Below are 24,434 nucleotides of genomic sequence, written 5' to 3' on the forward strand. Positions count from 1 at the left end.
ATACCTTACAATTTGTACTGGGCAGCCACGTCAAGGGCCGCCTAAAAATGAGGAAAGAAACAGGGCGTGAGTATAACGTTATTTACGCTCCGACGTCAGCAAAAGCCTCGCTAGCGGGCGGTGCAATTATTATTAACGGCGCAATGAATAACCATTCATCGGCATTTGGCCCTGGCGGGGAGTTGGCGGCCTGCCAGGAACAGGGTAGATTACGCGGTTTCTAAAAAAGAGGATGGCGGCATGGCACACTGGCAGACGGTAGATGAACTGCATGATATTTCGGCAGATCTGCCGAGATTTACAAAAGCGTTAACAGAACTTGCCACCCGACTTGGGCTGGAGATTGCGCCCCTGGATGCCGATCACATTTCTTTGCGCTGCCACCAGAACGTGACCGCCGAACGCTGGCGTACAGGGCTGGAAAAATGCGGCACGTTGCTGAGTGAAAATATTATCAATGGCCGCCCGATCTGCTTATTCAAGCTCGACGAGCCGGTGTGCGTCGAACACTGGCGGTTTACGGTTGTAGAGTTGCCCTGGCCCGGGGAAAAACGTTACCCGCACGAAGGCTGGGAACACATTGAGATTGTGCTGCCGGGCGAGCCAGAAACGCTTAACGCGCGGGCGCTGGACTTGTTGTCTGACGCCGGGCTGCGTGAAACGGGAATTTCGGTGAAAACCAGCGCCCCGAAAGGCGAACGCGAAAGATTGCCCAACCCAACGCTTGCGGTCACCGACGGTAAAGTGACCATCAAATTCCACCCCTGGAGCATTGAGCAGATCGTCGCCAGCGAACAGGGTGACTGATTAGCGCTGCTGCACCGCAGTTTGCAGGCGGCTAAGGGCTTCGGCAAGGACAGCGGCCGTACAGCCAAAGTTGATGCGGACAAACTGTTGCTCGCCAAAATCGATGCCGGGAGAAAAGCCCAGCCCGGCGTTGAAAAAGAATGCCGCCGGATTCTCTACGCCTAATCCGCTGGCATCAACCCAGCCGAGATAAGTGGCTTCCGGCGATATCATCGTTAAACCCGGCGTGGCATTCACGGCCTGAGTCAGCCGATCCCGGTTTGCGCGCAGATAAACCAGCAGCGCCTGCAGCCACGCCTCGCCGTCTCGCCATGCAGCTTCCGCCGCCGTCAGGGCAAGAATATCCACTTCCGGAACAATGCCTGCGCGCGCGGCTTTGAATTTGCGCCGCAGGTCAGGGTTGGGAATAACGGCCACCGAGGCGCCAAGCCCGGCAATATTAAAGGTTTTTGACGGGGATAGTAGCGTCACTGAACGCTGCGCTGCATCTTCACTTAAAGTCGCGAAGGGGATGTGCGTTACGCCGGGCTCAAGCAATAAGTCGCAGTGGATTTCGTCGGAACAGACAATTAACTCGTGTCGCTGCGCAAAGGCCAGATGCTGCTCTAGTTCGCGACGGCGGTAAACCGTGCCGCCAGGGTTCTGCGGGTTACACAGCATCAGCAGTTTTTCATTGCCGGTCATGCCGGCCGTTAATGCCTCAAGCTCAAGAGTCCAGCGCTTTTCTGTGAGCCTGAGCGGTGCGTTAATCTGCGTACGCCGGGCAAGTTCGGATGCTTTACGAAACGGCGGGTATATCGGCGTCGGGGCTATCGTCGATTCAGAAGCGGCGGTAAAGGCTCGAACGCAGAGATTCAGGCCGGAAACAACGCCAGGCAAAAAGACCAGCCATTCGGGTTTGATGCGCCACTGATAGCGGCTGGCGAGTCTTTCGGTCAGGACATCTATCAGTTCATGCGGGCGTTTGCCGTAGCCAAATACGCCGTGTCGGACGCGTGCCTGAAGTGCCTCAAGGATGCAGGGCGGGGAGCGAAAATCCATGTCAGCAACCCACATAGGCAGCACGTTTTCAGCAAATTTATTCCACTTCGAACTGTCGCTGTGACGCCTGTCGATCCATTCATCAAAATTGAATGCCATAGTACGCTACCTTTTTGTGGACCTCATTTAAGATTATCATTCAGTGACGGGGACACAACCGGCGAACTGCAGGTTTTATCAGGAGTAATCAATGGCTTTACTTGAAATATGCTGTTATGGAATAGATTGTGCTGTTACTGCAGAACAGGCCGGCGCGGACAGAATTGAACTCTGCTCGGCGCCTAAAGAAGGTGGGCTGACGCCGTCCGCTGGCGTGCTGCGCCAGGTTAGGCAGAAGGTATCGATCCCGGTGCACCCGATTATTCGCCCGCGCGGCGGTGATTTTTGCTACACCGACGGCGAATTTGCCACCATGCTTGAAGATATTGCGTTTGTGCGTGAACTCGGTTTCCCCGGGCTTGTTATCGGGATGCTTGATGTAGACGGCAATATTGATTTACCGCGAATGGAGCAGGTCATGCAGGCCGCTGAGGGCATGGCCGTGACGTTCCACCGGGCTTTTGATATGTGCCAGCATCCGCTGCAGGCGTTTGAGCAACTAGCGGCGTTAGGGGTAGCAAGGATCCTGACTTCAGGGCAGCAGCAAACGGCCGAAACGGGAATCTCACTTCTTCGGGAACTAAAACAGCATTCTCGTGCTCCAATTATTATGGCTGGCGCAGGCGTGCGTCTGAGCAACCTCGATAAGTTTGTTGCCAACGGTATTGAGGAGCTTCACAGCTCGGCAGGGCACTCGGTGCCTTCTCCAATGCGCTATCGCAAAGCTGGCGTGTCGATGAGCGCCGATGCACAAGCCGATGAGTTTAATCGCTACTGCGTGGATGCAGACGTAGTAGCGGCCATGAAAAACGCGCTGGTGGACGCAAACCCGCCGCGCTGAAAGATTTCTACCGCGCATCATGTCGCCCAATATGATGCTTGCTCGTACCAGGCCCCGGCGGATTGCTGGGGCTTTTTTTATCTATATCAATACATTCCAGCGTTTTGGGGTGCTATTGGGGTGCTGGACTAGGCAAATAAAAAGCCCTAATAAGTTATGAAAACCTAAAAAGGGCTCTTTTTTGCTGGTGGTTGTGTTCAGTTAGCTTTCATTTTCTCAAACAATTCTTGCCCCTTTTTCCTCTGCTGGTCGATGTAATCGGCCAGGTCTTGAATATGGATCATGCGCGGAGCTTTCTGGCTATCCGCTGCTCGGAACGTAGCGATCGGCAGTTCACAAAGCGCGGCCTTTTTTTCTGCTGTGGCCAGCTTCATACCGAAATATTTCTCAGTCACATCAGCAAGTGGGATTGTCGGCGTTCCGTATTCAGCCAACAATAAAAAGACAGTATTCATTGAGTTTCTCCACTGTAACCCGGCTGCACCCGGGGGTTAAAAGTCTTTATATGCTCAGGTGCCACACCCGCCGCGAGCACCCTCGCGGCAAACGTCACACCGATTTACTTTTTTACTGCCGACTCCAGCTTTGGTGCTGCGGCAATCGCGTTGCCAGGCACGGTGAAGTAGTGCCAGTGCGTGGCTTGCCTGCAGACGGATTTAAATAGCGAGGCCGGAACGCTACGGTACTGAAAATCACCATATTCAGACGGCGTGTATGCGCAAACTCTTTTATTGCTATTCGGATCTGGAAGCTCCTCATCGACACTTATCCATCCGGGCATCTGAGGCGCTGCGCAGAGCTGTTGTATGCTGCGAATTGTCACCGGCAACCGGCCAATATCGACCTGGCCGCCGTGCACTATCTCAGCGAGCTGCATCACTAGGGATTTGTAGTCAGTGCCTTCGGCAGGCAGCTTCACAGCTGACGGGATGGTCTGCATATGCTCACGTTCATTATGCAGGCGCATCAAGTACTGATTGTCTTCGTCGCGCTGTTTGACGTACTGCAGGGTGAGATCAATCGCCGCTATCAGTGCCTTTGCTTCATCCTCTTTCAGCACCACGGTGTCAAAGCTTTCGGCCTGCTTTTTGATTTTTGCAATCAGCGCTTCGAGTTGTTTATTCATTGCTGGCCTCGGCTTTAACAAAAATAATCCAGTGGGTTTTGTCGGCTTTGCCGGTACGCTGCCAGATGGCCGGCTTCTCGTCCGTCAATTCGATAACACGCGCAACCGGCACCTGCGTTTCGTTCCATTTGAAGATGAGAACGCCGTGTGGCCGCAGTACCCGGAATGCTTCGCTGAAACCGGCGCGCAGGTCATCGCGCCATGTGTCTTTGTTCAGGCGACCGTACTTTTTACCCATCCAGGCGTTATCCCCGACACGCTCAAGATGTGGTGGATCGAACACGACAACGGGAAAAGATCTATCGGCGAACGGCAGCGAGCGGAAGTCGGCGATCACATCCGGGCTGATAACCAGTTTGCGACCGTCGCAGAGCGTGTGCTGTTCTGCGCGAATGTCGCTGAATACGGCGCGTTCAGCCTGCTTATCGAGCCAGAACATGCGGCTGCCGCAGCACATGTCGAGAATCGACGGAAGCGCTTCGGTGTTATTGCTCATTGCTGGCCTCCATTTTGTTACGGAGTTCTACCGCTTGCGCCGGGCTGGCTATCTCAAAATGAGGGTGTTTCTTTTCGTCTGGCGTGATTACGGTCAGTTTGTGAATCTGGAATAAACCTCCGCATGTCCAGTTGCACCCCTTACCTTCCACACGCTCATCGCCAGCGCCAGTGAATCGACCGACACATGAAAAGCCCAATGTGCCCTGCACATCATCAAAGTCTTTCCCTGCTCCTGCTGCGATTAGCCAGCGGGCACTTTGAATGGTGTTACAAGCCGGGCAGATAAATGCGTAATCCAGTGGCTCGACGCCCTGTGCTTTAATTTCTGCCCGAAAATCTTCCAGACTCAGCTCTCTTCGTTGGTCTTTCATTTGCCTTGCTCCTTGCGACGAAGCCAGATGCACACGGCACCGTCCTCACTATCGTGAATTGAACCAACAAACCAGCCATCGCCCGGGGTTGACAGCTCTGGTTTCCAGGATGAAATGTCGTAGCCGTCTACGTTCGGATCAACTTCGTCCTCGTCCCGGTATTCAGCTGTCCACTCCAGGCCGTTCGCTTCCATCCAGGCATTAAACTCAGTTGTTGATATAGCCTCGCGACCGTAGCAGAACTTCTCGTATTCCGGGTGCGTCCAGTAACCGTACTGATCACGCTCAACCGGCAACGATTGAATATTCATGCTCATTTGCCTTGCTCCTTGCATTTCTCGCTCCTGATCATCCTGTTCAGATACTTGTTCTGATTCACGCCTGGAAAGCTGCATCGAGCCAACAGCTCTGCTTTGGTTGGCATGGGTGCTTTGCAACATTTAGGGAGAGCTGATGCGTCACCCGGAGTCATATCCGGGTTGTATTGATGGTTGAACATGATGTGTTCCTTAGTCGCTAATGCGAGCGCCATAGCGACCAAAGCGGACGCGAGAGCGGTCGTCGGTGTATTCATATGGAAGGTGAGGGCCGATGGTTTCCCATTTCGGATAGAACGATGCTTTGAAGTTTTCTCTGGTCAGCAATGCGTCAGCCAGAGCATCAGCCTGGCGCACCATCCGCTGATGTTTCGTCTCTGGCTCAATCAGTCCATCCTGTGACATATCCCAATATCTGGCAAAGTTAGCCATCACCTCTGCTTTGGTTTTGGAAGTACACAGGCGAGGGTTATCCGCCCCAATGGTGAGAGGTGATGGCATGTTCGTGTCCTTTGGTTATTGCAGGCGTAAGCTGATGTGCTGGCGCTTAGCCATTTGGCGAAGTGATTCGTAAGACCGGTCGAGTATTCTGGCGATGTGCTTTGAGTGAACTTTTCCGGCCATATCCCTGGCCTGATTGATTTCCTTGTTTGTCCAGTGACGACCGAGTGAGATTTGGTTGCCGCGGCGCTTGATGGTGCTCATCACGCTGCCTGCTTAAGCTCTTTCAGGCGAATGCCAGTAACGTCTTTGCACTTGGCTTGCTGCTCAGGGAATCCGTTTAACTGACTCCACGTCGCTGCGTAACGTTCCTGAAGCTTTTTGCTGTCGTTTTCATTTCCTGCGTAGTTTGTGAACTCTGCAAGAATCTGGTCTGCATCAGCTGGTTTGATGTGATGAACTTCGGCGTCAGCATCAATTGCCGTCTCTTCCGTTGGAATACAGAATGCCTGGAAGGCAGCGTATTTATAGGCAATGGACATGGCCTTGTTTGTAGCCTTGTCCCCGCTATCCATAGCCTCACCGTATGTTGTTACGGTGTGAACGCTGCCATCCTCCACGCCTACAAAATCAAACTCAGCCTTTACCACCACATAGAACAACACTCCGCCTTTCTGCGTGGTGCGTTCGGTAACGGTGCGTTCAGTGATGCGGGGTAGGATTAAAAGCCCATGGCGGACAAGCGCCGGGGCCAGTGCGTTATATACCTGATCGATGCCGCGAAAGTTGAATCCCTGCTGTGCATTGCGACGGTCTTTGCTGATGCCTTGCTCTGCCATTTCCTTTGCTACGGCGCTAATTGCTTTGTAGACGCTCATTGGTAATTGCCTCCAAACTCTTCCCAACGGATTTGCTCGTTACCGCGCTCGGCGGCGAGGTTGATTTGCTGCTCGATAGACTCCTGAAGCTCGCCTGATAGCAGGGCGATAAAGTCTTTGTCTTCCTGATCATGCTGCATGGTTCTTGCTCCAGTCCTTGTCCTGAGTTTTGTGCCAGCCAAGAGCGATAACGCCAGCCCATTTAAACGCCGCGCTTTGCCCCTCCTTTGTGTCTGGAAAGCTGTTTTCGTACACCTTGCCAAAATCACGATTTGCCTGGGTGACGTATATGGTTCCGTTAACGGGTACGATTGTCATGATTACGGCTCTCCGCGTTGGTTGAGGGTATCTTTAAGCCACTTCCCAATATTGCGGAGTTGGCGGGTTAATCTTTCAAGCTGGCTTTCGTTTTGCTGGATAGCGCCCACGGCGACGCATCCCGCGAATGAATAGGTCATCGTGGGTACTCCTGTTGATTTGGTTTTAAAGTGACTGCAGGTAAGAAATTAGTGCGTTGGCGTCTGACAAAACGGCGTTCGGAATGCCGTCATATGGGCTGCATTCTGTGAAATCATCATGAAGATGCGAGTAATCTGAACCAATCTCCCGGAAGGATATGGGCTTCTGAAAATCATATTTGTACTCAGGCCAGTCAACCGTGTTGACCCGGTCGTATGTTGCGCCGCCGTGGAAGGGGAGGTCATGGAAGAAGTTTTCAGGCTTCGTGAAAAGATCGTGACCTGGAGTGATAAGAAGATAAATATTCCAGCACCACGAAGTTCCGTTGTTCCACCCCTTAACCTTCACACGCCATTCGCTTCCTTTGCCAACCAGCCACTCAAATGATGGCTTAGCGAGTTCTGCGTTCATCTGGTAACTCCTGTTTAGTTGTGTTCATTAATCAGCGACTTCGCTCATGAATAAACGCGAATAAAAAAGCCGCCCCATAGGACGGCAAACAATGACAACGAGGGTGAATCAGCCATCAGCTCTCAGGGAAAGCTGATGCGGAGGTTACTTGGTGGGCGGTGGTGGAAGCGGCATCCAGTGGGTTACGCCCTGTGACAGATACCACTTTGTGTAAAGCTGATTACCGTCCTTATCACGACCATTTGTGATGTCGTCGAAATAGTCCTGAATGTGAACCATGTCGAAGCCGCCAGCAGGAAACCCCCGTCCGTCGGGCGTTCCGCTCGCCGAGTAAACCAGAACTGAGTTATCTTCTGATTCAGGAATTCTGTCGCTGCACTTAATCCACTCCATATCCTCACCCTCTATTTAGTTGTGCGCCGAACGGGCTTTGATCATTGCGTCGGCTACTGAGTAGGCCCACTCCGCAATATTTTCAGCTTTCTGGGATGACTCACCGCTTGCAAGCTCTCCTTGCATTGCCTTAGCTGCAAAGTAATCCCGCAGCGTCATGCCTGGCTGATTGTCCCACTCGCTGTTGTATGCGACATTTCCCAACTCAGGAAAAGCTGGTCCACCTGTTTCCATCTCTCACCTCTGTTAAACCGTATGTAATTAAAAAGGCCGCTTATGCGACCTTGTTGTTTTTTTATAACTTGATAATTTACTTTGGTTTTGTTAATTTTTGCCCACGGATATAGTCCAAACGAGTTAGAGACGTTGGGATTTCCATCAGGTAGTGCTTGGGTGCTCGTTCTTGGGGTGCTCTCATCCTTGGTTACGATAGTAGAATGGCTTAACCGTCTACTTATCAACTTTTTCAACATTGAGGATGTGAATATGAAAAGAAATATCGGAACAAGTCTGTTTTTATTTACTGTGTGCGGTGCGGCGCTGTGGGAACATCATCAGTAAAACGTTATCATCCGGTATTACCTGTGTTTCTCAATCGTCAATAGCAGTCGCCGGGGGTAGCCCCCTAACCCACACCAAATTAAATGCCTCGCTTTTGCGGGGCATTTTTCATATTAAAGGAATACTCTTACCCTTCATCTTCTGACGACCAGAGCAGGTGATACCCATCTCTCTGGTTGGTTTGTTGTGCCAGATGCGCTGGTTATGCTTATCAGCCTGGCTGCGAAGTGCCTCGTGAAGCTCTATAGCATTGAGTATCTGAACGCCATATTCGTTTACTGTCTGCGTCGCCTTCTCAGGACGAGGCATAGCCTTTCTGTTCAGCGTCAACACTTGGCGCTGTGGCTTTGCGCTTACTCCCACTAACAGGGGATTAGCAGCTTTCCATTCAGCCTGTTTAGCTTCGCGGCGTTCGCGGCGACGTGCTTGTGAGTCCATACATCCTCCTGTCAGTGTGTTTTGGTGGTGCGGTCCATCCAGGACTTTCGCTGGCTACATGGCCTCAAATATCCAACTGCCAGCCACACCCCAAAACAGACTGTTTCGGTGTATTTGCCCTTCTTCAGGGCTATCTGTTAATGAGCATTCACCGTCTTGGTGATTGTTGTTCATACGTCCGGTCTATTTGCACTGAGGCATACGAGAGAAGTACCTGCCTGATCACTACCTTTTCTGGTACATGCGATGCACTGCATGCGGTTCGTGTTCCGTTGCCAACTCACCCAGCCTTACTCGCCCTCCTGGGCTACCGTATGAACTATCAGCAAAATGACCCTCTGGTGAGTAGTGCGTCCTGCTGATGGACTTAATGTATGCGTTATGCGCATATGCGTCAAACGCAAATTTGTTTATGTAGTTGTTTTTTTAGTTATCACAATGAATTTACTGATAATTCATTTTTGTAAATGCCATCTCGGTGGCTGTGTGATAGGGTGGTTTGCTTGCGAAATAATCACGGAGATGTCGAAATGGAGCTTAACGAAGAGCGAGCGAAGCAAATGATGCTCTCTATCGGCAGGGCTGTGATGGACTTATCAGCTGCTAGTGAAAGGGTGACAAATAAAAGCATTGCCAAAAAACTTGGTGAGTACCGCAGGGATTGCAAGGTTCTACCAGATAAGCTTATTTATCTGGATGCTGAGCAAATAGTGATGGGTGTTGGGTATAAAAAAACCGCCCACAGAGGAGGGCGGTAAGGAGCATAATGGTAGAAATGCAACTAACAGAGATATGTGTCAATCCCAGAGTAATCCTAGTCTATAGGTGGGATATTGCAAGTTAGTGGATTGATTTATGTCAACAAAAACCCGGCTCGGTTGCCGGGTTGAGAGATTAGTACTTGTAGGCCAACTGATATGCAGCAAATGCGTCCTTGTGCCTCACTGTTCCCGCTTGGCTCTCAGGAAGTGTCTCTAGGATGGAGTCGTTATTTGATGCAGGAATACCCATTGCCTTATTCAGCATTGCTAACTCAAAGGCGCATCCCGGGCATTTATGACGCCCCGTTTGACCTTGGTTTTCAGGAAGAATACTGAACATAGGGTTATAGCGGTGATTCTTCTTACAAATGTACTTCATGCGAATACCTTCTAAAAAGATGGCATCGAATGCTTTACAGGGGATACCGCTTGAGTTAATCTCCCAAATCGAGATCTCAAGAAAACATTCTAGCCGATGTTTTTTCAGCCCCGTGAAACTTCGACCTTTCACGGGGCTTCCCTTTATTGGCGAACACAAAATGATCGCTCAACAGCGGGATACTACCCAGGCAGCACATAAAGTTCAATAAAATGATCAGCTTATGCTGATTTTTTTTACACCTGTAATTCCATCCAATAAAAAAGACCGCATCTCTGCGGCCTCTACTCAAACGTCTCGTGGCTTGGGCTATTTCCTTTGAACCAGTGGCAAAAGCTTAACCAAGGCACTCAGCGCCCCATCGAAGCCAAAGACTTCATAATCCCCATTCTCTTTAAACCTAATGCTGGACGAAAGAGACTCTTGATACTTATCGCACAAGGCGCGGATCGCTTTTCTGTCCTTTGCATAAGATACGTCTACCAGTGAGTCAAAGTCCTTATCTGAAATTTCAATGTAAGAACCAGAAGGATAGATATTTTGCTCCAAATGCCTTTGGTGCTCCAGCAACTTATGCCTGATATCGTCAGCAATAGCGTTAAATTCCTTGCGACGCTCGCCTAAAATTGCGTACCTGTAGCTTATAAATCCACTTGCAGGAACTGCAATAAATGATACCGTTGTTGCTATAATTGAAAGAACCCTGTCAATCGTCATGAGGTTTCCGTATGGAGAGCGTAAGTGATTTAACCTGGCTTGCTCTAGGCTTGTCCTTTACAAATCTTGCCGTGATACTCATTCAACTTTGGTTTTTGAGGCGCATTTAGCCCGCCGTCTCGCCAGGCTGTGGGCTAGACGTAGCGTGTCACTGAGTGCGTGTAGATCACTCGACCCAATACCTTGAGATACTGCTCGTTCTCTTCCCTGATCAGCCAGTCTGCATATTTCGGGTTGTCGGAGCGAACTAACAGGCCATCAGCAGTGAACTGCAAGCGCTTGACCATCAGTGAGCCTTTGAACTTAAAGACGTAGATGCCGTCACCGTCGAAGTAGTCTTTAGATATATCAACAAAGATATTGTCACCGGTCTCGATTGTTCCTGACATGCTGTCACCGATGACGGTGATCACCCGCATGCTCTCAGCTGGGCGGTGGCCAAATATCTCCATGGCTTTGTCGTTTTCATAGATGATGCTGGAGATGGTCTCATCCACTTCATTGAACACCGTCACACCATTTCCAGCGCTCGCCTTAGCATCCAAAACTACCACGACATAGCTTTTAACTGCGGTATTAACCGTTTTATCGACCGGCTCAATATCCAATTCTTCTTCAGTGAAGAGGTCGGCAACCTTAACGCCCAGGGCTGCAGAAATCTTAACTAGTAACTGCTCGGTAAACCCCTGAACCCCACGCTCAAGACGAGAGATATTGCCAACATCGCTACCGACAGATGTCGCTAATTCAAGGATTGTCATGTTCTTCGCTTTGCGAAGCTGCCTGATTCTTTTTCCTGTTTCCATGCTCTCATTAAATTGTTATTTTGCGTCACACGCAAAGCGCATTGCGCATATTTAAATTGTGTTGTAATATGCGTATTACGCATTAAATGGAGGTTTTTATGGATACGCCATTACGAAAAATGCGAGTAGAGCGCGGTTTGACGCTGGCCGATCTTTCAGTAGCCACCAATATCGATGTTGGAAATCTGAGCCGCATCGAAAGGGGTAAGCAACTGACTTCCATCGAGACAGCAGAAAAAATCTCACGTTTCTTTGATGGCACCATCAGTGAGATGCAAATCCTCTACCCGCAACGCTACATGGCTGCACAAGCAGCAGCCTGATTTACCCCTCGCTCTTTACACATCCAGCCCTGAAGAAGGGCAGTAATCCAAAAGACTACAAATATATGTGGCGACCGCTACGGCTTCGTCACGTAACTAATTAACTAAGGGAAGTATTACAAATGGAAGCTGCAAACACCCGCAAGAAGGCAACCTCAATCAACAGCTCGATACTGAACCGCATAGCACTACGCGGACAGAGAAACGTGGCTGATGCATTGGGGATTAACGAGTCTCAAATCAGCCGCTGGAAAGAAACCCTCATCCCAAAGATGAGCATGCTTCTGGCTGTTCTGGAGTGGGGCATTGAAGACGATGAGATGGCGGAGTTAACGCGCCGTCTGGCGAGTTATCTGACAAAAGAAAAAGCGCCGAGCTGCAGCAACAGCATCGACGCCTGATGTATGAAGTTTCACTGGATCAACATACAGGAGTAATTATGAGTTCTCTCTCACTGCATTACAAGTCGAAAGACAAAAACGGCACCGGTACCACGGTTAAGAAGACCTTCCTCGTTCCGCTGAATGAAATCTACGTTGAGCCCGGTTTTAACGTCCGCGAAATCGACAAAGTTCACGCTGAGGAATTCCGCGACGCGTTTATTGAAGGTGAATACGTGCCGCCTCTTGCCGTCCAGGTGACAGAACAGGGCGTAAAAATCATTGACGGCCACCACCGTTATCACGGCGCTCTACTGGCAACTGCAGCAGGCCACGAAATCCCACGCCTTGAGTGTAAGGACTTTATCGGCTCCGATGCTGATCGCATTGCCTTCATGGTGACCAGCAGCCAGGGGAAGCCATTAACCCCACTGGAACGCGCAGCGGCATATCAGCGCCTGAGCAATCAGGGATGGGAAGCTTCTGAGATAGCCAGGAAGGTGAAGCGCTCTGTTGCAGATGTAGAGCATCACCTGCAGCTACTCACCTGTGGCGATACCCTGATTGAGATGGTTCGCACTGGCGAGGTATCGGCAACCACTGCTGTGGCTTTGTCGCGTGAGCATGGTTCTCAGGCATCAACGGTAGCCGCCGAGAAGATGACCGAGGCGAAAGCGGCCGGCAAGAAGAAGCTGACCCGTAATGCGGCAATGCCGAAATTCAGCTCTGCCAAGGCCATGGCGTTCATTCAGGCGATAGCTGATGCAGATACTGAGGTTTCAATCCCGCAACCGGCTGAAGCTATCCTGGCTGAATATCGCGAGTTTATGAAGAAAGCAGGGTGGGAGGATTCATGAATACAGCAGAGTTAATCAGATTCCCGGGCCCTGAACCGGGGCAACAGGAGCGAAGAGTGGCAGACACAGACGATGGCTACACCCGTCTGGCAAACGAGCTACTGGAAGAGCTTATAGGGGCTAACCTGACTCGAAATCAGGCCAAGGTAGCCTTTGCAGTTTGCCGGAAAACTTACGGCTTCAACAAGAAAACGGATCGGATTGCTGATAGCCAGATAGGCCAGTTAACGAGGCTGCCAAGGCAGAAGGTTAACAAGGCTAAAAACGAACTTATCGCCATGAAAGTTCTAATAAAAGATGGGCTGGCAATTGGGCCAAACAAAAACTTGTCTGAGTGGGAAGTACCGGAGTGTCACCAAGATAGTGTCACTGTCACCAAATCAGTGACAAAAAGTGTCACCAAAACAGTGACAGCCCTGTCACCAAAACAGGGACACACAAAAGACACTATTACAAAAGACAAGAAAGACAATATTACCCCCCTTAATCCCCCTGAGGGGAAAGTTAAAAAATTCGACCCATCCGAAATTGATATTCCAGACTGGCTTAGCAGAGACGCATGGCTTGAGTGGGTTCAGTACCGTAGGCAGAGCAAGAAGCCAATCAAAACGGCCATCACCGTTACCAAAGCCTTCAACCTGCTGAAAGAGTGTTTTGACGAAGGCCATGACCCGGCCGAGGTAATCAACACCAGTATCGCAAATGGCTATCAGGGGCTGTTCAAGCCCAAGTACCCCAGCCGAAGCCAGCCGCCAACTGCCAATCAAACACCTCACTGGAACAGCCCTGAAGGCTGGAAGGACTTCATATGAGCCTGCAACTCGTAGAGGCGATTAATAACCGCGACGGTGCCGCTATGGCGCGTATGGCTGGCGGTAATTACGAGCCTGACAAAGTTATCACCAGCGAGGCTGAATCGCTGGTTGACTCGCTATTCCGTCAGCTTAAACAAATCTTCCCGGCTGCAGTCAGTACAAGCCTGAAGAGCGAGGCTGACGAGAAGACCACTAAGCGCCAGTGGATCGCCGCCTTCGCTGAGAACGGCATTAAAACGCGAGAGCAACTGTCTGCCGGTGTTCGCCATGCGCGAGCAAGTAACTCCGACTTCTGGCCGTCGCCGGGAAAGTTCATCTCCTGGTGCAAAGACAGCTCGATGGTGCTGGGTGTCACGCTGGAAGACGTCATGTCGGAGTTTCACCGCTACGCTCGCGAGAAGGGCATGCACTCAGGAGGCGCAGAGCGATTCCCCTGGTCGAAGCCTGTCATGTACTGGATTGTTTGTGACACACGTCGGGCGATGTACCAGCGGCAGCTGAGCGAAAGCGAGGTCGAGAAGTACGCCAGTAAGCAACTGGAAGAGTGGTCGAAAAAGGTATCGGCAGGTCAGCCAATTCCTGACCCGGTAGCCAGCCTTGAGCAGAAACGAGAAGTCATGCAGACGGCAAACTTCACCACGAAAGACGATGGGAAGATGCACTACATGCCGAACGCCGCAGTGCTAGGCTCGGTGACGCCTGCCACGTGGCTGTTCGAGGAATACAAACGGCGCAAGGCCAACGGTCTGATTAAGTAATCAGGAGGAATCATGAGCAAGAAAATCAGCTTCAACTACCGCATATGGGAATGGTTATCCCGGAACCCTGACCAGAAGCAGGGAGCCATTGTCGCAGAGTTCGGCATCAACCTGACAACGATAGCATCAGCGCTCGTTAAGCTGCTCTGTCGTGGATGTATCGAGCGCAGTGGAGAGAAGTGGCAGTAGACCTACGCAGCAACGGATGTGGCACCGCAGAAGTACGGTCGTGTGAAGCCGGATTATCGGACAGAGTACGGACAGATGGTTACTGTCGATAGCAGCGCAGGAAACACCATATTCGACGAGTGCCGCCAGAACTGGAGCGGATATCAGATTAACAAGATGCTTGAAGGAGTGCGGGCATATGGCCGGATTTAAATCCAGCCAAACGTTAAACGTTACTGCTCTTTCGGTTTATTTTGCCGCGCTGCAACCATGGATGGAAGCGTAAAAGAATAAATCATAAATACTTCAGTGAAACTAATCATCTGATTAGCTTCTTCTTCTGAAAACTCTTCATCAGAATGCACCGCTCCATTTGAGTCCATTCGAACGATATGCGCCCAATCTTTCATTTGCTCAGTAATTTTACCCTTCGCGTACAGCATTGAAATGCGTTGAGAGAGCTGTTCGTTTTTTGAATCCTCGCCAAGAATTTCTCGTGTCGAAATATCTAAAACCTTGCGACATAGCATTACTGATGTCTCATACCTCTGTCGCTGAAAGTTATCTTTCGCTTCGATGAAAAACTTGGCTGCGCGAATAGGGGTATCATTTGGAGCAGAATGAGACCTGGATTCAGGATAAACGTTCAACAGCGTGAACATTGGATCACCTGGAATACTAACGTTTACATTATCGCTCATTTTAGATGCTTGGAATGGTCCTCCAGTCCCGATTCCGTGAGCTTCAACTTCTGCTATTAAGCTTTTTTCACAACTTCTACAGTAAAACGCCACATCATATATTGAGGAGTTACCCTTCCTCTTTTCAGCAAATGCTTGAATCACTGCATTTTCTCTTAGGCAGTGAGGGCAATTAATATCAATAGTGAGGATTCCCATGAGTATTTCCCATTTGGCTGACAATATCCAAGAAGCGCTGTCCAGCGCAGATAGACCTGAGTTTACCCTTATGCAACGATATGAAACATCAAGCAGTGAACAAAAAATATCTTATGTATGTGCACTGATAGGAAAAATGATAGAGCTGGATAGAATGCTTAAATGCAAAGTTCCGAGAAAGTGAAAAATGCAAATCGACCTGGTTAAACACCCAGGCGGCGTATTCTCTCCAGCACATGAAACAGACCTCGAAAGACTCCAGCGATTCAAGAACGGTGAAACCTACACCGCCGAGATAAAGCTAACCCGCCGACCGGCATTTCACCGAAAGATGTTCGCCTTCTTCAACTTCTGCTTTGCGCATTGGAGCGCCGAAAGGACGCCTCTCGCTAACGCAGATGAAGCCACCCAGTTTAACCGATTCAGGAAGGACTTAACCATCCTGGCGGGATTCTATGAGCAAACGATGAGGCTTAACGGTGATATCAGGACGGAGGCCAAGAGTCTGGCATACGCCAACATGGACGCTGATGAGTTCGAGCGCTGTTACAAGTCGATGATTAACGCCGCCATTAAACACGTATTCGCCGGCACTAAAGACCAGCAGATACTCAACCAACTACAGAGCTACTTCTGAGGAGAGCATGCATAAAACATGGTTTCTCCACCACGACCTCACAACAGCCGAAGCAGACGAACTAATCCACCGCTACACCCTCCGCAACGTTCAAACCGAAAAGACACTAAGCGCCGATCCGAGATATTGGAACGTGGCCGCGCTTTTGCCTGAGGGAAGGACGGAGCCGAGAGTAGACAAAACATATCAGCAGAGGTGCTGGCAATGACGCTATCAGAGGAACAAATAACCGACTACGAACGCAACAGCAACACAGCAGCTGGTCTATGTGCTGGTTGTGCAAAGGTGCTTGAAGATGACGAAATCCACTGCTGTAACGAGTGCGCGAGTGATGCGTACATTGAAACCGGGAAGAAGGGAGTGAAGAGAGATGAGGCAGACGCGCCGACACTGTAAAAACGAATCCTGCCGTGAATGGTTCCACCCCAAATTCAGCAACCAGTGGTGGTGCTCTCCAGATTGCGGAACGGTAGTCGCGATGGAGCGACGAAGCCGGGAAAGAGATAACGCTGAGAAAGCAGCCGACAAGAAACGACGAAGAGAGGAACAGAAAGACAAACTGAAAGTTAGAAAGCTCGCCTTAAAGCCCCGCAGTTACTGGATTAAACAAGCCCAACAAGCAGTAAACACCTTCATCAGAGAAAGAGACCGCGACTTGCCATGCATCTCGTGCGGAACGTTCACGTCTGCTCAGTGGGATGCCGGCCATTACCGGACGACTGCTGCGGCACCTCAACTCCGATTTGATGAGCGGAATATTCACCGGCAGTGCGTCGTGTGCAACCAGCACAAGAGCGGGAACCTGGTGCCGTATCGCGTTGAGCTAATCGAGCGCATCGGCATAGAGCGGGTAGAGGCGATTGAGTCCGACCATAAGCGCCACCGCTGGACCACAGAAGAGTGCCAGACAATCAAGGCGAAGTATCAGCAGAAAACCAAAGAGCTAATAGCCTCACGGGAGGGTTCATGTGCAGCGTAATCAGCATTGACGAGAAACAAAAGCAGATAGCAAAAGATCGGCGCAAGCTGGCTCGGGTCAGAGAGGTTATCGACGAGCACCATCGGTCACTGTCGAATTTATACGAGGCTGAGCGAGAGTTGGTTAACAGGCTAGGTGACAATAAGCCAACGGGAGGCGACGCCGCATGACTATCGAAGTTAAAACAATTCCTGACTATCTGGTGTTAGCGAGAGGCAATCAGGCAGAGGTAGCGCGACAGTTGGAATGTGCTCGCGGAACTATCGGCAAGTATGCGCGTGACACCAAAGGTCAGCTTCATGCTGTGGTCGGTGGTGTCCTGATGGTTGCACATGGCGGTCGTGGTAAGCGCCGATGGAAGGAGAGAGCATGAACCTTGAAAACGCAGTCAAATTCCACTTCGCGAAGTCCAGCCAGATAAATGACACCCCACGCTCCACCTCATCAGAAACTTTGACCGGTACTGATGTGATGGCAGCAATGGGGTTAACTCAGAATCGCGCCGCAATGGGTTACAGCGCTTTTCTCGGGAAGATGGGAATCAGCAAGCATGACAGTGAAAGGGCGATCACCCTGTTAACGGAACGCGCTCTAAAACATTGCGACAAGGTTGCAGCCTTACGCAAGCTCGAAAGCGATATTAAGCCAAAGGTAATGCAAATCCTCGCAATTTACGCATATGCGGATTATTCCCGCAGCGCGGCGAGTACGATGGAGTGTGATTGCTGCAGCGGCACCGGTTTTATCGATGCGGAAGTGTTCACGATGAAAACCTCTGGCTGGGGTCAGTGTGAAATCAAAGAGACTGCCAGGGTGCTATGCCATAAGTGTAAAGGGAAAGGCGTTATCAGCACGGCATGCAGCGACTGTAAAGGGCGAGGTAAGTCTATGGACGAAAAGCTTACAAAGGAGCAAGGTGTTCCGGTAATCGGAAACTGTAAGCGCTGCAATGGCCGGGGATATGAGCGCATACCCTCTACGGACGCCCACAACGCCATTTGCGAGATAACCGAAAGCATTTCACTGGATACGTGGAAGAAGAGCGTGAAACCGTTCTACGACGACTTATCGCTTGAGCTGGATATCCAGGAGGCTTATGCAGACCGGGCGCTCAAGACGGCAACACAATAGTGAAAGATAAAATAGCTCACAAAGTTATAGTGAGCTATTTACTTTTCCCGAAACTGTGTTAATCTCACTCTAACGATGGGTAATGCCGTTCGTTAAGCGGGAAATAAACAAAGTCTCGCGATTGCGGGTCGAAAGATTCCGCTAAGAGCCACTGGTTAACGCCGGTGGCTTTTTGTTTTTATTTTTTAGAAAAAAGACCTATTACTCCACATGCTGCTGCTGCCACAGTAAGTCCAGCTGCCCAATGATTTTCGCTATCAACTAACACAGGGATTTTTGTGCTTGTTGACAGAAACCACATTAAAGCAGCGGCCAAGCCAAACAATGCGGCTAAAACATACATAACCTTGCCCATAAGACATTCCTTTTCATTCAGTTTTAAATCCAACTCGGGATGTTATTAACAAAGTTGTTTAATAAAAACCTCCCAAAATCGGTAGCTTTTTGTTTTGTGCTCACCCCAAATCCCGGAACACCCTCATCCCTCTGTAGCGCATAGCGGTAACGGGGTGAGCGCAAACCAAAAACACTAAGCGCAATGCGCATTCACTTTTCCCTTCAATAACACACAGCACAGCCCGTAAGCGGGAGGTGAGAGATGTATCGCATGGACAAACTATCAACTGGCATTGCCTACGGTACTTCAGGAGGAGGTGCTGTCTTTTGGTTTAACAGGCTACTGGATAGCCATTCCCCGGAGCAGTGGGCGGCCATAGGCGTAATAGGCAGCTTGTTCTTTGGGCTTCTTACCTGGTTAACTAGTCTCTATTTCAAAATCAAAGAAGACAGGTGCAAAGCTGCGCGAGGCGAATAAGCATGAATCCAGCACTGAGAAAAGCACTACTCGGCATGTCAGGTGCTGGCGCAATAGCAATAGCCGGTACGATGCTGAACGATCTGGAAGGCGTTCGCTATACGCCGTATTACGACGTCGCCGGGATACTCACCGTTTGCTACGGCCATACGGGTGCCGACATTATCAAGAGCAAAACGTACTCACAGGCCGAATGCAAAGCGATGCTCGATAAAGACCTGCAGCCATTCGCTCACTCCGTCGAACGCTCCGTGAAGGTGCCGACTAGCGAATATCAGAAAGCGGCGCTCATCAGTTTCAGCTACAACGTTGGGGTGGGAGCATTCGAGCGTTCTTCACTTCTACTCCAACTCAACGCTGGGAATTATCAGGCTGCGTGTGATGGCCTGCGACAGTGGACTTATGCCGGTGGCAAGCAGTGGAAAGGGCTCATGAATCGGCGTGAGGTGGAGCGCGAGGTTTGCAACTGGAGCCAGAAATGAACCACGCAACGATAATTAGCTGTGCTGTAGTGGCTGCAATCCTGTTTAGCCTCTGTTGGGCAGTCGATCACTACCGCTCAAACGCTCTTGCATACAAAGAGCAGAGAGACGCAGCAAACACGAAGTTGAGCCAAGCTACCGCGACAATCAACTATATGCAGACTCGGCAGCGCGATGTTGCAGCGCTCGATACGAAATACACTCAGGAGCTGGCCGATGCCAAACAGACTATTGAGCAGCTGCAGCACGATGTTGCTGCTGGTGATAAGCGGCTGCACCTCAACGCTACCTGTAAGCCAGTGCGTACCGCCGCCAGCGCCCCCGGCGTGGATGATGCAACCGGCCCCGGACTTACTGACTCCGCTGAACGGGATTATTTCCGTCTCCGGGAGCGAATCGAAACCAGCAACAAGCAAATAACAGGGCTACAGGAATATATCCGGCAGCAGTGTGCGAACCAGGCAGCATCAATGAAGGCATTACTTAATCACTAAGGAATCTACATATGAGATATAAATTTTTTCTTTTGGCTATCCTGTGCACCAATCTGGCAGGCTGCACGACACTTTATTACCGCTAACTATTATGAGAAAGCTAATACCTGCTGTTGTGCTGCTACTCAGTGGCTGCATAAATGTCTATGGGCCAGTAAAGCCAGGCGCTCAGGGAGACTCTACTCAAACAAAAGCTCCGGGTATGGATGATGCGGCATCGATCGTTAAAATTGGTAACCGTAAACCGCAAGAACTTTTCAATGCACTAACAGCTTACTATCAACAAAAAGGACTTAACCCGTCGGTGCAGGACAACACCACCGGGATTGTTGCGGCTGTTAGTAGTGATGAGGGAGTAGTAAGTAACTATCTGGACTGTTCCGCGCTTCCGCAAACACAAAATATTCAGGAGCAATCAAGAATTGTGACCCAGATATGGAGCGCAGGGGAAGGTAGCAATGTGAGCGTGGTTGTCACAGGGGTTGTGGGTTTAGTTACTTCGGATGGAAACGATAAGATCAAGCCCGTTGAGTGTAAAAGCACGGGTTTGTTTGAAAAGGATCTGCTTGAAATCTTACGAAAGTGAATTTTTTTTGCTTTCTTTTAAAAAAAACTCTCAGGAGCAGGAAATCCTTCTATTCCTGAGAGGATGCAAACAGCATCATCGTTACAAAGTCGCGCTACTGTACGGGGTTTCCTGAACTAATCAACTTGTTTTGAAGGTTTTTAGGAATAAATAAATTATTTTTGAAATGTCCTATCTAAAGTGAAATTACCTTCTAAGCTTGGTTAGCGGTTTCCGCGTATTGCTCTCTTATGCCTTGTTTTAGACCGCTCTGTCCGAGCGGTTTTTTTTCGATGCTGTTTATGATTTGAAATGCTCTTTAGTCTTGAGGCAAAGGTGGCATATCTTCGTTAACAAATCGAAACCCGTTTAGTTGGACAAATTATTTACTCGTGAACGAGTGATATTAATCCTGGTTGGAGCAAGCAAAGAGCTAAAAAACAGCAATAAGTATTCCGATTCGGTTTCAGCTTGACTGGAATAACTGGAGTTTTTTTGGTGTGTATTTAGAAAAAATAAGCGGGAGGTGACATCACTTATCCCGCTGAAGATTAAGATTTTACTCATCCATTTACCGTAAAAACTCCTGCGAAACTTTAGTGAGAATTTGAGATAAGTCAAATTAAATGTGACTTAGATCACATAAATGAGTGATTACTGTCAGCCGTTAGTGCTGCGTGACAGTATCCGGACTTACTGATGTCGTTAAACGGGGTTATTTCCTTCTCCGACAGCGAATCGAAGCAGTGACCGGTCAGGTCAACTACCTGCAGGACTACATCAGGCAGCAGTGCCAGAAATAAACGTAGTTGATAGATGACCTTTCTTTAAGGTTTGCATATGCTGTTGGTTTTATCTTTGGGGTTTGTATGGAAAAGCAATCATATTCTGGAAGATGTATCTTTGATGGTAGTTACGATTTTGAACAGTTTAAGAAAGAGCTAAAATTTGGATTGTTAAATGGAGAAATAAGTAACGTTACAGTCCATCAAATGGGTGATGGAAGTGCATTTATTGTCCATGAATGGGCGGACACTGAAGATGACCTCCTTTTCTCCCACATGATTAGCAAAAAAATTGCTGAATCATTTGGTGGTAAATACACCATCGATAATGACTAGCGTATAATTCACTTCCAATACTACTTCTTGGCGATTTTAGAGCCATCGCAAAGGCCACCATCGGGTGGCCTTTTTTTCCTTACCACAGCATCACCCCGTCACAGTCTCTCCATTTCAACGAAGACCATGCCGCCACAGCGGACTCCTTACATGCGAGTGGGTGGAGTTAATCAGTAACGGGTCACACCGTGTTTCCGCACAAGCTGGTTACCCTTCATTAGCAGTCAACCTGAACTGTGGTAGGGGAATCAGGTTTCACAGTCCCACGCCCTGCAAAATATTCTAGCTTCACCGTTATGTTTCAAGCTAATACTCAATATCCGCAGTTTGCCATCGTGACCGCCAAGGTACTGAGATGCTTTTAACCTGGCCATTTCGCTGAGGGCAAGCACCTCATTAGAACCTAGTAATAAAGCAAAGCGCCCATCATTTGGGCAGTCGTAAATGGTGGAAACTAAAAACTCACCATCAGGGTTTTCAAGATATTTACGTGGAGATGTGTTGAGTTCAGATCCACATACTGGGCAATTTTCCATATTCACCTCAGGATAAATAATGGCACTCACCGACAAACAAGAAATGTTCTGTCGCGAGTACCTCATCGATTTAAACGCCACACAGGCGGCTATTCGGGCGGGGTACAGCGAAAAAACCGCCCGTGCGTTAGGTTGCGAAAACTTAACGAAACCTGACATTCAGACCAGAATCGCCGAACTAAAATCTAATCGCAACGAGGAACTGTCTATTAATGCTGCCTATGTCCTTCATCGTCTTGTTGAGATAGACCAGATGGACGTGCTGGACATTCTGCTATCAAACGGTGAATTAAAACCAATTGCTGAGTGGCCGAAGGTATGGCGCACTACGTTATCAGGTATGGATGTGATGGAAATGGCATCAGAAGGCAGCGCCGCCGCCCTGATGAAGAAGATTAAGTGGCCGGATAAAGTGAAGAACCTTGAGCTGCTAGGTAAGCACGTATCTGTTCAGGCGTTCAAAGAGCAGGTAGAGCAGAAGGTTACGGCCACTCACAACATCATGCCGGTTCCGTCTTGCGACAGCGTAGAAGACTGGGAAAAAACGGCACAGCAGCAACAGAGCGAGGTTTTAGGTGGATGACATACAAAGCAGTATGGAAGCCGCTACCTGGCTCGCAATCGCTATCTCTGAGCTGCCCTTGTAACGAGATACTTTACGAGGGAACACGGGGCCCCGGAAAGACTGCGGCACAGCTAGCCCGATTTCGTCGTCTGGTTGGCCTTGGTTACGGTTCTTTCTGGCGTGGGGTGATATTCGACACCGAGTATAAAAACCTCACCGACATCATCACCCAGTCAAAGCGTATGTACCGGCTATTTAACGATGGCGCTCGCTACCTTGCTTCGGCATCTGAGCTGCGCTGGGTGTGGCCAACTGGAGAAGAGCTGCTATTCCGGTTTGGCAAAGAAGAGGGTGACTACTGGGACTATCACGGCCAGGAATTCCCCTTTATCGGCTTTAACGAGCTGACAAAGCAGCAGTCAGCCGAGTTCTACGAAATGATGTTCTCCTGCCGTCGATCGTCCTTCAGGCCGGAGAATTATCCCCTTACGGATGGTTCATTGCTGAAGCCAATTCCACTGGAAACCTTCAGTACGACCAACCCGTTTGGCATTGGTCATACATGGGTGAAGAAGAGGTTCATTGAGCCAGCTCCTCGCGGAACAATAATCCGCGAAACGCAGAAGGTGTTTAACCCTCAAACTGAGCGAGAAGAGGATGTGACGCTTACCCGCGTTGCCATTCACGGCTCTTTCAAAGAGAACCCTTATCTCGACCCTCAGTACATCGCAACACTGATGGCAATCAAAGACCCTAACCGGCGCAAGGCGTGGGTAGAGGGCTCCTGGGATGTAACCAGCGGGGGCCGCTTTGACCATCTGTGGAATGAATCGCTACACGTCATCAAGCCTTTCACCATCCCTGATAGCTGGACGGTTGACCGCTCCCATGACTGGGGTGAGTCGAAACCGTTCTCTAACCTGTGGTGGGCTCGCTCTGACGGAACGGCGGCAACGCTTCCCGATGGGCGGGCTTTCTGCCCTCCTGCTGACTCCCTGATTCTTATCGGTGAGTGGTACGGCTGCCCGCCTGATGAACTAAACAAGGGACTTAACATGTCATCCACAAACGTCGCAAAAGGCGTAGCCTGGATTGATAGGCGACTCTCTGGTGAAGAGGTGGATGAGCCGGAAGAAGTGCAGGGCAAGGGGCAAATGCACATCATCCCCGGCATCTGCAAAAAGGTTATCCCTGGTCCCGCTGACGGTGCCATTTTCAACACTGGCGACAACGAGCTATCAATCGCGCAGAAAATGGAGGCGCAGGGCGTCAAGTGGTTGCCGGCTGACAAAAAGCCAGGCTCCCGCGTCAATGGCGCTTCGGTCTTTGCTGACATGCTTGAGGCCGTCATTGAGGGAAGAAAATCAGAATCAGGCATCCCGGAAAAACCAGCGTTCTATGTCATGGAGCACTGCCGGGGATGGATAAGCCGCATACCGGTACTGGTTCGTGACGACAAGAAACCTGATGACGTTGATACCACCCAAGAAGACCACGACTGGGATGCAACGAGATACGCAGTCCTTCATTCTCCAAGGCGCACAGGCGCAATATTCTTCTAAGGAG

The 24,434-nt window shown here is 49.9% G+C and carries 45 protein-coding genes; 22 read left to right on the forward strand and 23 right to left on the reverse strand.

The annotated features are described in order from the left end of the window. The first annotated feature begins 240 nt into the window (after positions 1-240). Entirely contained in the window at positions 241-807 is a 567-nt protein-coding gene (locus tag ACREYP_RS08835) for a VOC family protein (RefSeq protein WP_166991597.1), read from the forward strand. Here ACREYP_RS08835 and ACREYP_RS08840 read toward each other — a convergent pair whose 3' ends face one another. Beyond that, positions 808-1,947, reverse strand: a complete 1,140-nt coding sequence (locus tag ACREYP_RS08840) for a MalY/PatB family protein (RefSeq protein WP_336818058.1) — start codon at positions 1,945-1,947, stop codon at positions 808-810. Positions 1,948-2,038: 91 nt separating this feature from the next. Between ACREYP_RS08840 and cutC the strand changes: the two genes are divergently transcribed. After that, complete coding sequence (gene cutC, locus ACREYP_RS08845; RefSeq protein WP_336818059.1) at positions 2,039-2,788, forward strand: copper homeostasis protein CutC; 750 nt, start codon at positions 2,039-2,041, stop codon at positions 2,786-2,788. 197 nt (positions 2,789-2,985) lie between these two features. Here cutC and ACREYP_RS08850 read toward each other — a convergent pair whose 3' ends face one another. The 16 genes from ACREYP_RS08850 to ACREYP_RS08925 all read right to left on the reverse strand — a co-directional run bounded on the left by ACREYP_RS08850 (position 2,986) and on the right by ACREYP_RS08925 (position 8,681). Beyond that, positions 2,986-3,243: a pyocin activator PrtN family protein gene (locus ACREYP_RS08850; RefSeq protein ID WP_498881262.1), complete on the reverse strand. Its 258-nt coding sequence runs from the start codon at positions 3,241-3,243 to the stop codon at positions 2,986-2,988. A 104-nt stretch (positions 3,244-3,347) separates the two neighbouring features. After that, positions 3,348-3,914 (reverse strand): DUF551 domain-containing protein, encoded by a 567-nt coding sequence (locus tag ACREYP_RS08855; protein ID WP_498881263.1) that lies wholly within the window; start codon positions 3,912-3,914, stop codon positions 3,348-3,350. Then, positions 3,907-4,410 (reverse strand): class I SAM-dependent methyltransferase, encoded by a 504-nt coding sequence (locus ACREYP_RS08860; protein WP_498881264.1) that lies wholly within the window; start codon positions 4,408-4,410, stop codon positions 3,907-3,909. The genes ACREYP_RS08855 and ACREYP_RS08860 overlap by 8 nt, the downstream gene beginning before the upstream one ends. Continuing rightward, positions 4,400-4,783: a VVA0879 family protein gene (locus ACREYP_RS08865; RefSeq protein WP_498881265.1), complete on the reverse strand. Its 384-nt coding sequence runs from the start codon at positions 4,781-4,783 to the stop codon at positions 4,400-4,402. Before ACREYP_RS08865 ends, ACREYP_RS08860 begins: the two co-directional genes overlap by 11 nt. Further along, on the reverse strand, positions 4,780-5,100 hold the full coding sequence (locus ACREYP_RS08870; protein WP_498881266.1) for a hypothetical protein: 321 nt from the start codon (positions 5,098-5,100) through the stop codon (positions 4,780-4,782). Before ACREYP_RS08870 ends, ACREYP_RS08865 begins: the two co-directional genes overlap by 4 nt. Next, positions 5,097-5,357, reverse strand: a complete 261-nt coding sequence (locus ACREYP_RS08875; RefSeq protein ID WP_442892836.1) for a DUF2737 family protein — start codon at positions 5,355-5,357, stop codon at positions 5,097-5,099. The genes ACREYP_RS08870 and ACREYP_RS08875 overlap by 4 nt, the downstream gene beginning before the upstream one ends. Further along, on the reverse strand, positions 5,293-5,601 hold the full coding sequence (locus ACREYP_RS08880) for a hypothetical protein (RefSeq protein WP_498881267.1): 309 nt from the start codon (positions 5,599-5,601) through the stop codon (positions 5,293-5,295). Before ACREYP_RS08880 ends, ACREYP_RS08875 begins: the two co-directional genes overlap by 65 nt. A gap of 15 nt (positions 5,602-5,616) precedes the next feature. Further along, a complete protein-coding gene (locus ACREYP_RS08885; RefSeq protein ID WP_498881268.1) occupies positions 5,617-5,805 on the reverse strand; it encodes a hypothetical protein in 189 nt (62 codons plus the stop codon). Then, positions 5,805-6,419, reverse strand: a complete 615-nt coding sequence (locus ACREYP_RS08890) for an ERF family protein (protein ID WP_498881269.1) — start codon at positions 6,417-6,419, stop codon at positions 5,805-5,807. The genes ACREYP_RS08885 and ACREYP_RS08890 overlap by 1 nt, the downstream gene beginning before the upstream one ends. After that, positions 6,416-6,559 carry a phage-type recombination accessory function protein gene (locus tag ACREYP_RS08895; protein WP_498881270.1) on the reverse strand — a complete coding sequence of 48 codons (144 nt, stop codon included), beginning with the start codon at positions 6,557-6,559 and terminating at the stop codon, positions 6,416-6,418. Before ACREYP_RS08895 ends, ACREYP_RS08890 begins: the two co-directional genes overlap by 4 nt. Continuing rightward, complete coding sequence (locus ACREYP_RS08900) at positions 6,549-6,737, reverse strand: DUF5444 family protein (RefSeq protein WP_126356157.1); 189 nt, start codon at positions 6,735-6,737, stop codon at positions 6,549-6,551. The genes ACREYP_RS08895 and ACREYP_RS08900 overlap by 11 nt, the downstream gene beginning before the upstream one ends. Positions 6,738-6,739: 2 nt before the next feature. Next, positions 6,740-6,877: a protease FtsH-inhibitory lysogeny factor CIII gene (locus tag ACREYP_RS08905; RefSeq protein WP_498881271.1), complete on the reverse strand. Its 138-nt coding sequence runs from the start codon at positions 6,875-6,877 to the stop codon at positions 6,740-6,742. Positions 6,878-6,902: 25 nt separating this feature from the next. After that, positions 6,903-7,289: a hypothetical protein gene (locus ACREYP_RS08910; protein WP_498881272.1), complete on the reverse strand. Its 387-nt coding sequence runs from the start codon at positions 7,287-7,289 to the stop codon at positions 6,903-6,905. 144 nt (positions 7,290-7,433) lie between these two features. Beyond that, on the reverse strand, positions 7,434-7,682 hold the full coding sequence (locus ACREYP_RS08915) for a DUF551 domain-containing protein (protein WP_498881273.1): 249 nt from the start codon (positions 7,680-7,682) through the stop codon (positions 7,434-7,436). Between the two features lie 15 nt (positions 7,683-7,697). Beyond that, on the reverse strand, positions 7,698-7,916 hold the full coding sequence (locus tag ACREYP_RS08920) for a hypothetical protein (protein WP_498881274.1): 219 nt from the start codon (positions 7,914-7,916) through the stop codon (positions 7,698-7,700). A gap of 435 nt (positions 7,917-8,351) precedes the next feature. Beyond that, entirely contained in the window at positions 8,352-8,681 is a 330-nt protein-coding gene (locus ACREYP_RS08925; protein WP_498881275.1) for an antitermination protein N, read from the reverse strand. A gap of 530 nt (positions 8,682-9,211) precedes the next feature. Here ACREYP_RS08925 and ACREYP_RS08930 point away from each other — a divergent pair. Then, positions 9,212-9,439: a hypothetical protein gene (locus tag ACREYP_RS08930; RefSeq protein WP_166991636.1), complete on the forward strand. Its 228-nt coding sequence runs from the start codon at positions 9,212-9,214 to the stop codon at positions 9,437-9,439. A gap of 136 nt (positions 9,440-9,575) precedes the next feature. Here the strand turns inward: ACREYP_RS08930 and ACREYP_RS08935 are convergent, their stop codons facing one another. From ACREYP_RS08935 to ACREYP_RS08945, 3 genes are all read right to left on the reverse strand, one after another. Further along, on the reverse strand, positions 9,576-9,953 hold the full coding sequence (locus ACREYP_RS08935) for a hypothetical protein (RefSeq protein ID WP_498881276.1): 378 nt from the start codon (positions 9,951-9,953) through the stop codon (positions 9,576-9,578). A gap of 177 nt (positions 9,954-10,130) precedes the next feature. After that, positions 10,131-10,538: a hypothetical protein gene (locus ACREYP_RS08940; protein WP_498881277.1), complete on the reverse strand. Its 408-nt coding sequence runs from the start codon at positions 10,536-10,538 to the stop codon at positions 10,131-10,133. Positions 10,539-10,672: 134 nt separating this feature from the next. Continuing rightward, positions 10,673-11,344: an XRE family transcriptional regulator gene (locus ACREYP_RS08945; protein WP_166991641.1), complete on the reverse strand. Its 672-nt coding sequence runs from the start codon at positions 11,342-11,344 to the stop codon at positions 10,673-10,675. Positions 11,345-11,442: 98 nt separating this feature from the next. Between ACREYP_RS08945 and ACREYP_RS08950 the strand changes: the two genes are divergently transcribed. The 6 genes from ACREYP_RS08950 (at position 11,443) to ACREYP_RS08975 (ending at position 14,666) form a co-directional block, all read left to right on the forward strand. Next, positions 11,443-11,667 carry a helix-turn-helix domain-containing protein gene (locus ACREYP_RS08950; RefSeq protein ID WP_166991644.1) on the forward strand — a complete coding sequence of 75 codons (225 nt, stop codon included), beginning with the start codon at positions 11,443-11,445 and terminating at the stop codon, positions 11,665-11,667. Between the two features lie 122 nt (positions 11,668-11,789). Next, positions 11,790-12,068: a CII family transcriptional regulator gene (locus ACREYP_RS08955; RefSeq protein ID WP_166991647.1), complete on the forward strand. Its 279-nt coding sequence runs from the start codon at positions 11,790-11,792 to the stop codon at positions 12,066-12,068. A 38-nt stretch (positions 12,069-12,106) separates the two neighbouring features. Continuing rightward, entirely contained in the window at positions 12,107-12,904 is a 798-nt protein-coding gene (locus tag ACREYP_RS08960; RefSeq protein ID WP_166991650.1) for a ParB/RepB/Spo0J family partition protein, read from the forward strand. A gap of 56 nt (positions 12,905-12,960) precedes the next feature. After that, positions 12,961-13,716 carry a replication protein gene (locus ACREYP_RS08965; RefSeq protein WP_498881278.1) on the forward strand — a complete coding sequence of 252 codons (756 nt, stop codon included), beginning with the start codon at positions 12,961-12,963 and terminating at the stop codon, positions 13,714-13,716. Then, positions 13,713-14,477 carry a replication protein P gene (locus ACREYP_RS08970; protein WP_498881279.1) on the forward strand — a complete coding sequence of 255 codons (765 nt, stop codon included), beginning with the start codon at positions 13,713-13,715 and terminating at the stop codon, positions 14,475-14,477. Before ACREYP_RS08965 ends, ACREYP_RS08970 begins: the two co-directional genes overlap by 4 nt. Positions 14,478-14,489: 12 nt before the next feature. After that, entirely contained in the window at positions 14,490-14,666 is a 177-nt protein-coding gene (locus tag ACREYP_RS08975; RefSeq protein WP_498881280.1) for a hypothetical protein, read from the forward strand. 212 nt (positions 14,667-14,878) lie between these two features. Here the strand turns inward: ACREYP_RS08975 and ACREYP_RS08980 are convergent, their stop codons facing one another. Next, positions 14,879-15,544: a DUF4145 domain-containing protein gene (locus ACREYP_RS08980; RefSeq protein ID WP_498881281.1), complete on the reverse strand. Its 666-nt coding sequence runs from the start codon at positions 15,542-15,544 to the stop codon at positions 14,879-14,881. Between the two features lie 187 nt (positions 15,545-15,731). On the opposite strand from ACREYP_RS08980, the gene ACREYP_RS08985 reads away from it, so the two are divergent. From ACREYP_RS08985 to ACREYP_RS09005, 5 genes are all read left to right on the forward strand, one after another. Beyond that, positions 15,732-16,181: a DUF1367 family protein gene (locus ACREYP_RS08985; RefSeq protein WP_498881282.1), complete on the forward strand. Its 450-nt coding sequence runs from the start codon at positions 15,732-15,734 to the stop codon at positions 16,179-16,181. A gap of 370 nt (positions 16,182-16,551) precedes the next feature. Continuing rightward, positions 16,552-17,160, forward strand: coding sequence for a recombination protein NinG (locus ACREYP_RS08990; RefSeq protein WP_498881283.1), 609 nt, complete (start codon positions 16,552-16,554; stop codon positions 17,158-17,160). Beyond that, positions 17,148-17,330, forward strand: coding sequence for a hypothetical protein (locus tag ACREYP_RS08995; RefSeq protein WP_498881284.1), 183 nt, complete (start codon positions 17,148-17,150; stop codon positions 17,328-17,330). Before ACREYP_RS08990 ends, ACREYP_RS08995 begins: the two co-directional genes overlap by 13 nt. After that, positions 17,327-17,533, forward strand: a complete 207-nt coding sequence (locus ACREYP_RS09000; RefSeq protein ID WP_498881285.1) for a protein ninH — start codon at positions 17,327-17,329, stop codon at positions 17,531-17,533. The genes ACREYP_RS08995 and ACREYP_RS09000 overlap by 4 nt, the downstream gene beginning before the upstream one ends. Beyond that, complete coding sequence (locus tag ACREYP_RS09005) at positions 17,530-18,291, forward strand: antitermination protein (RefSeq protein WP_498881286.1); 762 nt, start codon at positions 17,530-17,532, stop codon at positions 18,289-18,291. The genes ACREYP_RS09000 and ACREYP_RS09005 overlap by 4 nt, the downstream gene beginning before the upstream one ends. Before the next feature lie 178 nt (positions 18,292-18,469). On the opposite strand, the gene ACREYP_RS09010 is transcribed toward ACREYP_RS09005, so the two are convergent. Beyond that, complete coding sequence (locus tag ACREYP_RS09010) at positions 18,470-18,646, reverse strand: hypothetical protein (protein ID WP_166991681.1); 177 nt, start codon at positions 18,644-18,646, stop codon at positions 18,470-18,472. 243 nt (positions 18,647-18,889) lie between these two features. Here ACREYP_RS09010 and ACREYP_RS09015 point away from each other — a divergent pair, with 243 nt between their 5' ends. From ACREYP_RS09015 to ACREYP_RS09040, 6 genes are all read left to right on the forward strand, one after another. Beyond that, positions 18,890-19,105 carry a class II holin family protein gene (locus ACREYP_RS09015; RefSeq protein WP_498881287.1) on the forward strand — a complete coding sequence of 72 codons (216 nt, stop codon included), beginning with the start codon at positions 18,890-18,892 and terminating at the stop codon, positions 19,103-19,105. A gap of 2 nt (positions 19,106-19,107) precedes the next feature. After that, positions 19,108-19,587: a lysozyme gene (locus tag ACREYP_RS09020; protein ID WP_498881288.1), complete on the forward strand. Its 480-nt coding sequence runs from the start codon at positions 19,108-19,110 to the stop codon at positions 19,585-19,587. After that, positions 19,584-20,081 carry a lysis protein gene (locus ACREYP_RS09025; protein WP_498881289.1) on the forward strand — a complete coding sequence of 166 codons (498 nt, stop codon included), beginning with the start codon at positions 19,584-19,586 and terminating at the stop codon, positions 20,079-20,081. The genes ACREYP_RS09020 and ACREYP_RS09025 overlap by 4 nt, the downstream gene beginning before the upstream one ends. 202 nt (positions 20,082-20,283) lie before the next feature. Continuing rightward, positions 20,284-20,667 (forward strand): hypothetical protein, encoded by a 384-nt coding sequence (locus ACREYP_RS09030; RefSeq protein ID WP_498881290.1) that lies wholly within the window; start codon positions 20,284-20,286, stop codon positions 20,665-20,667. A 656-nt stretch (positions 20,668-21,323) separates the two neighbouring features. After that, positions 21,324-21,449 (forward strand): lysis system spanin subunit, encoded by a 126-nt coding sequence (locus tag ACREYP_RS09035; RefSeq protein ID WP_498881291.1) that lies wholly within the window; start codon positions 21,324-21,326, stop codon positions 21,447-21,449. A 66-nt stretch (positions 21,450-21,515) separates the two neighbouring features. After that, entirely contained in the window at positions 21,516-21,767 is a 252-nt protein-coding gene (locus tag ACREYP_RS09040; protein WP_498881292.1) for a hypothetical protein, read from the forward strand. Positions 21,768-22,015: 248 nt separating this feature from the next. Here the strand turns inward: ACREYP_RS09040 and ACREYP_RS09045 are convergent, their stop codons facing one another. Continuing rightward, positions 22,016-22,333 (reverse strand): hypothetical protein, encoded by a 318-nt coding sequence (locus tag ACREYP_RS09045; protein ID WP_498881293.1) that lies wholly within the window; start codon positions 22,331-22,333, stop codon positions 22,016-22,018. Here ACREYP_RS09045 and ACREYP_RS09050 point away from each other — a divergent pair. Together ACREYP_RS09050 and ACREYP_RS09055 are read left to right on the forward strand one after the other, a co-directional pair. Then, complete coding sequence (locus ACREYP_RS09050; protein ID WP_498881294.1) at positions 22,323-22,886, forward strand: terminase small subunit; 564 nt, start codon at positions 22,323-22,325, stop codon at positions 22,884-22,886. The genes ACREYP_RS09045 and ACREYP_RS09050 overlap by 11 nt on opposite strands. Then, on the forward strand, positions 22,883-24,430 hold the full coding sequence (locus ACREYP_RS09055) for a terminase large subunit domain-containing protein (protein WP_498881295.1): 1,548 nt from the start codon (positions 22,883-22,885) through the stop codon (positions 24,428-24,430). Before ACREYP_RS09050 ends, ACREYP_RS09055 begins: the two co-directional genes overlap by 4 nt. Positions 24,431-24,434 lie beyond the last annotated feature (4 nt).

The organism is Enterobacter sp. TMH.L2, assembly GCF_050847315.1.
Taxonomy (GTDB): Bacteria; Pseudomonadota; Gammaproteobacteria; order Enterobacterales; family Enterobacteriaceae; genus Cedecea.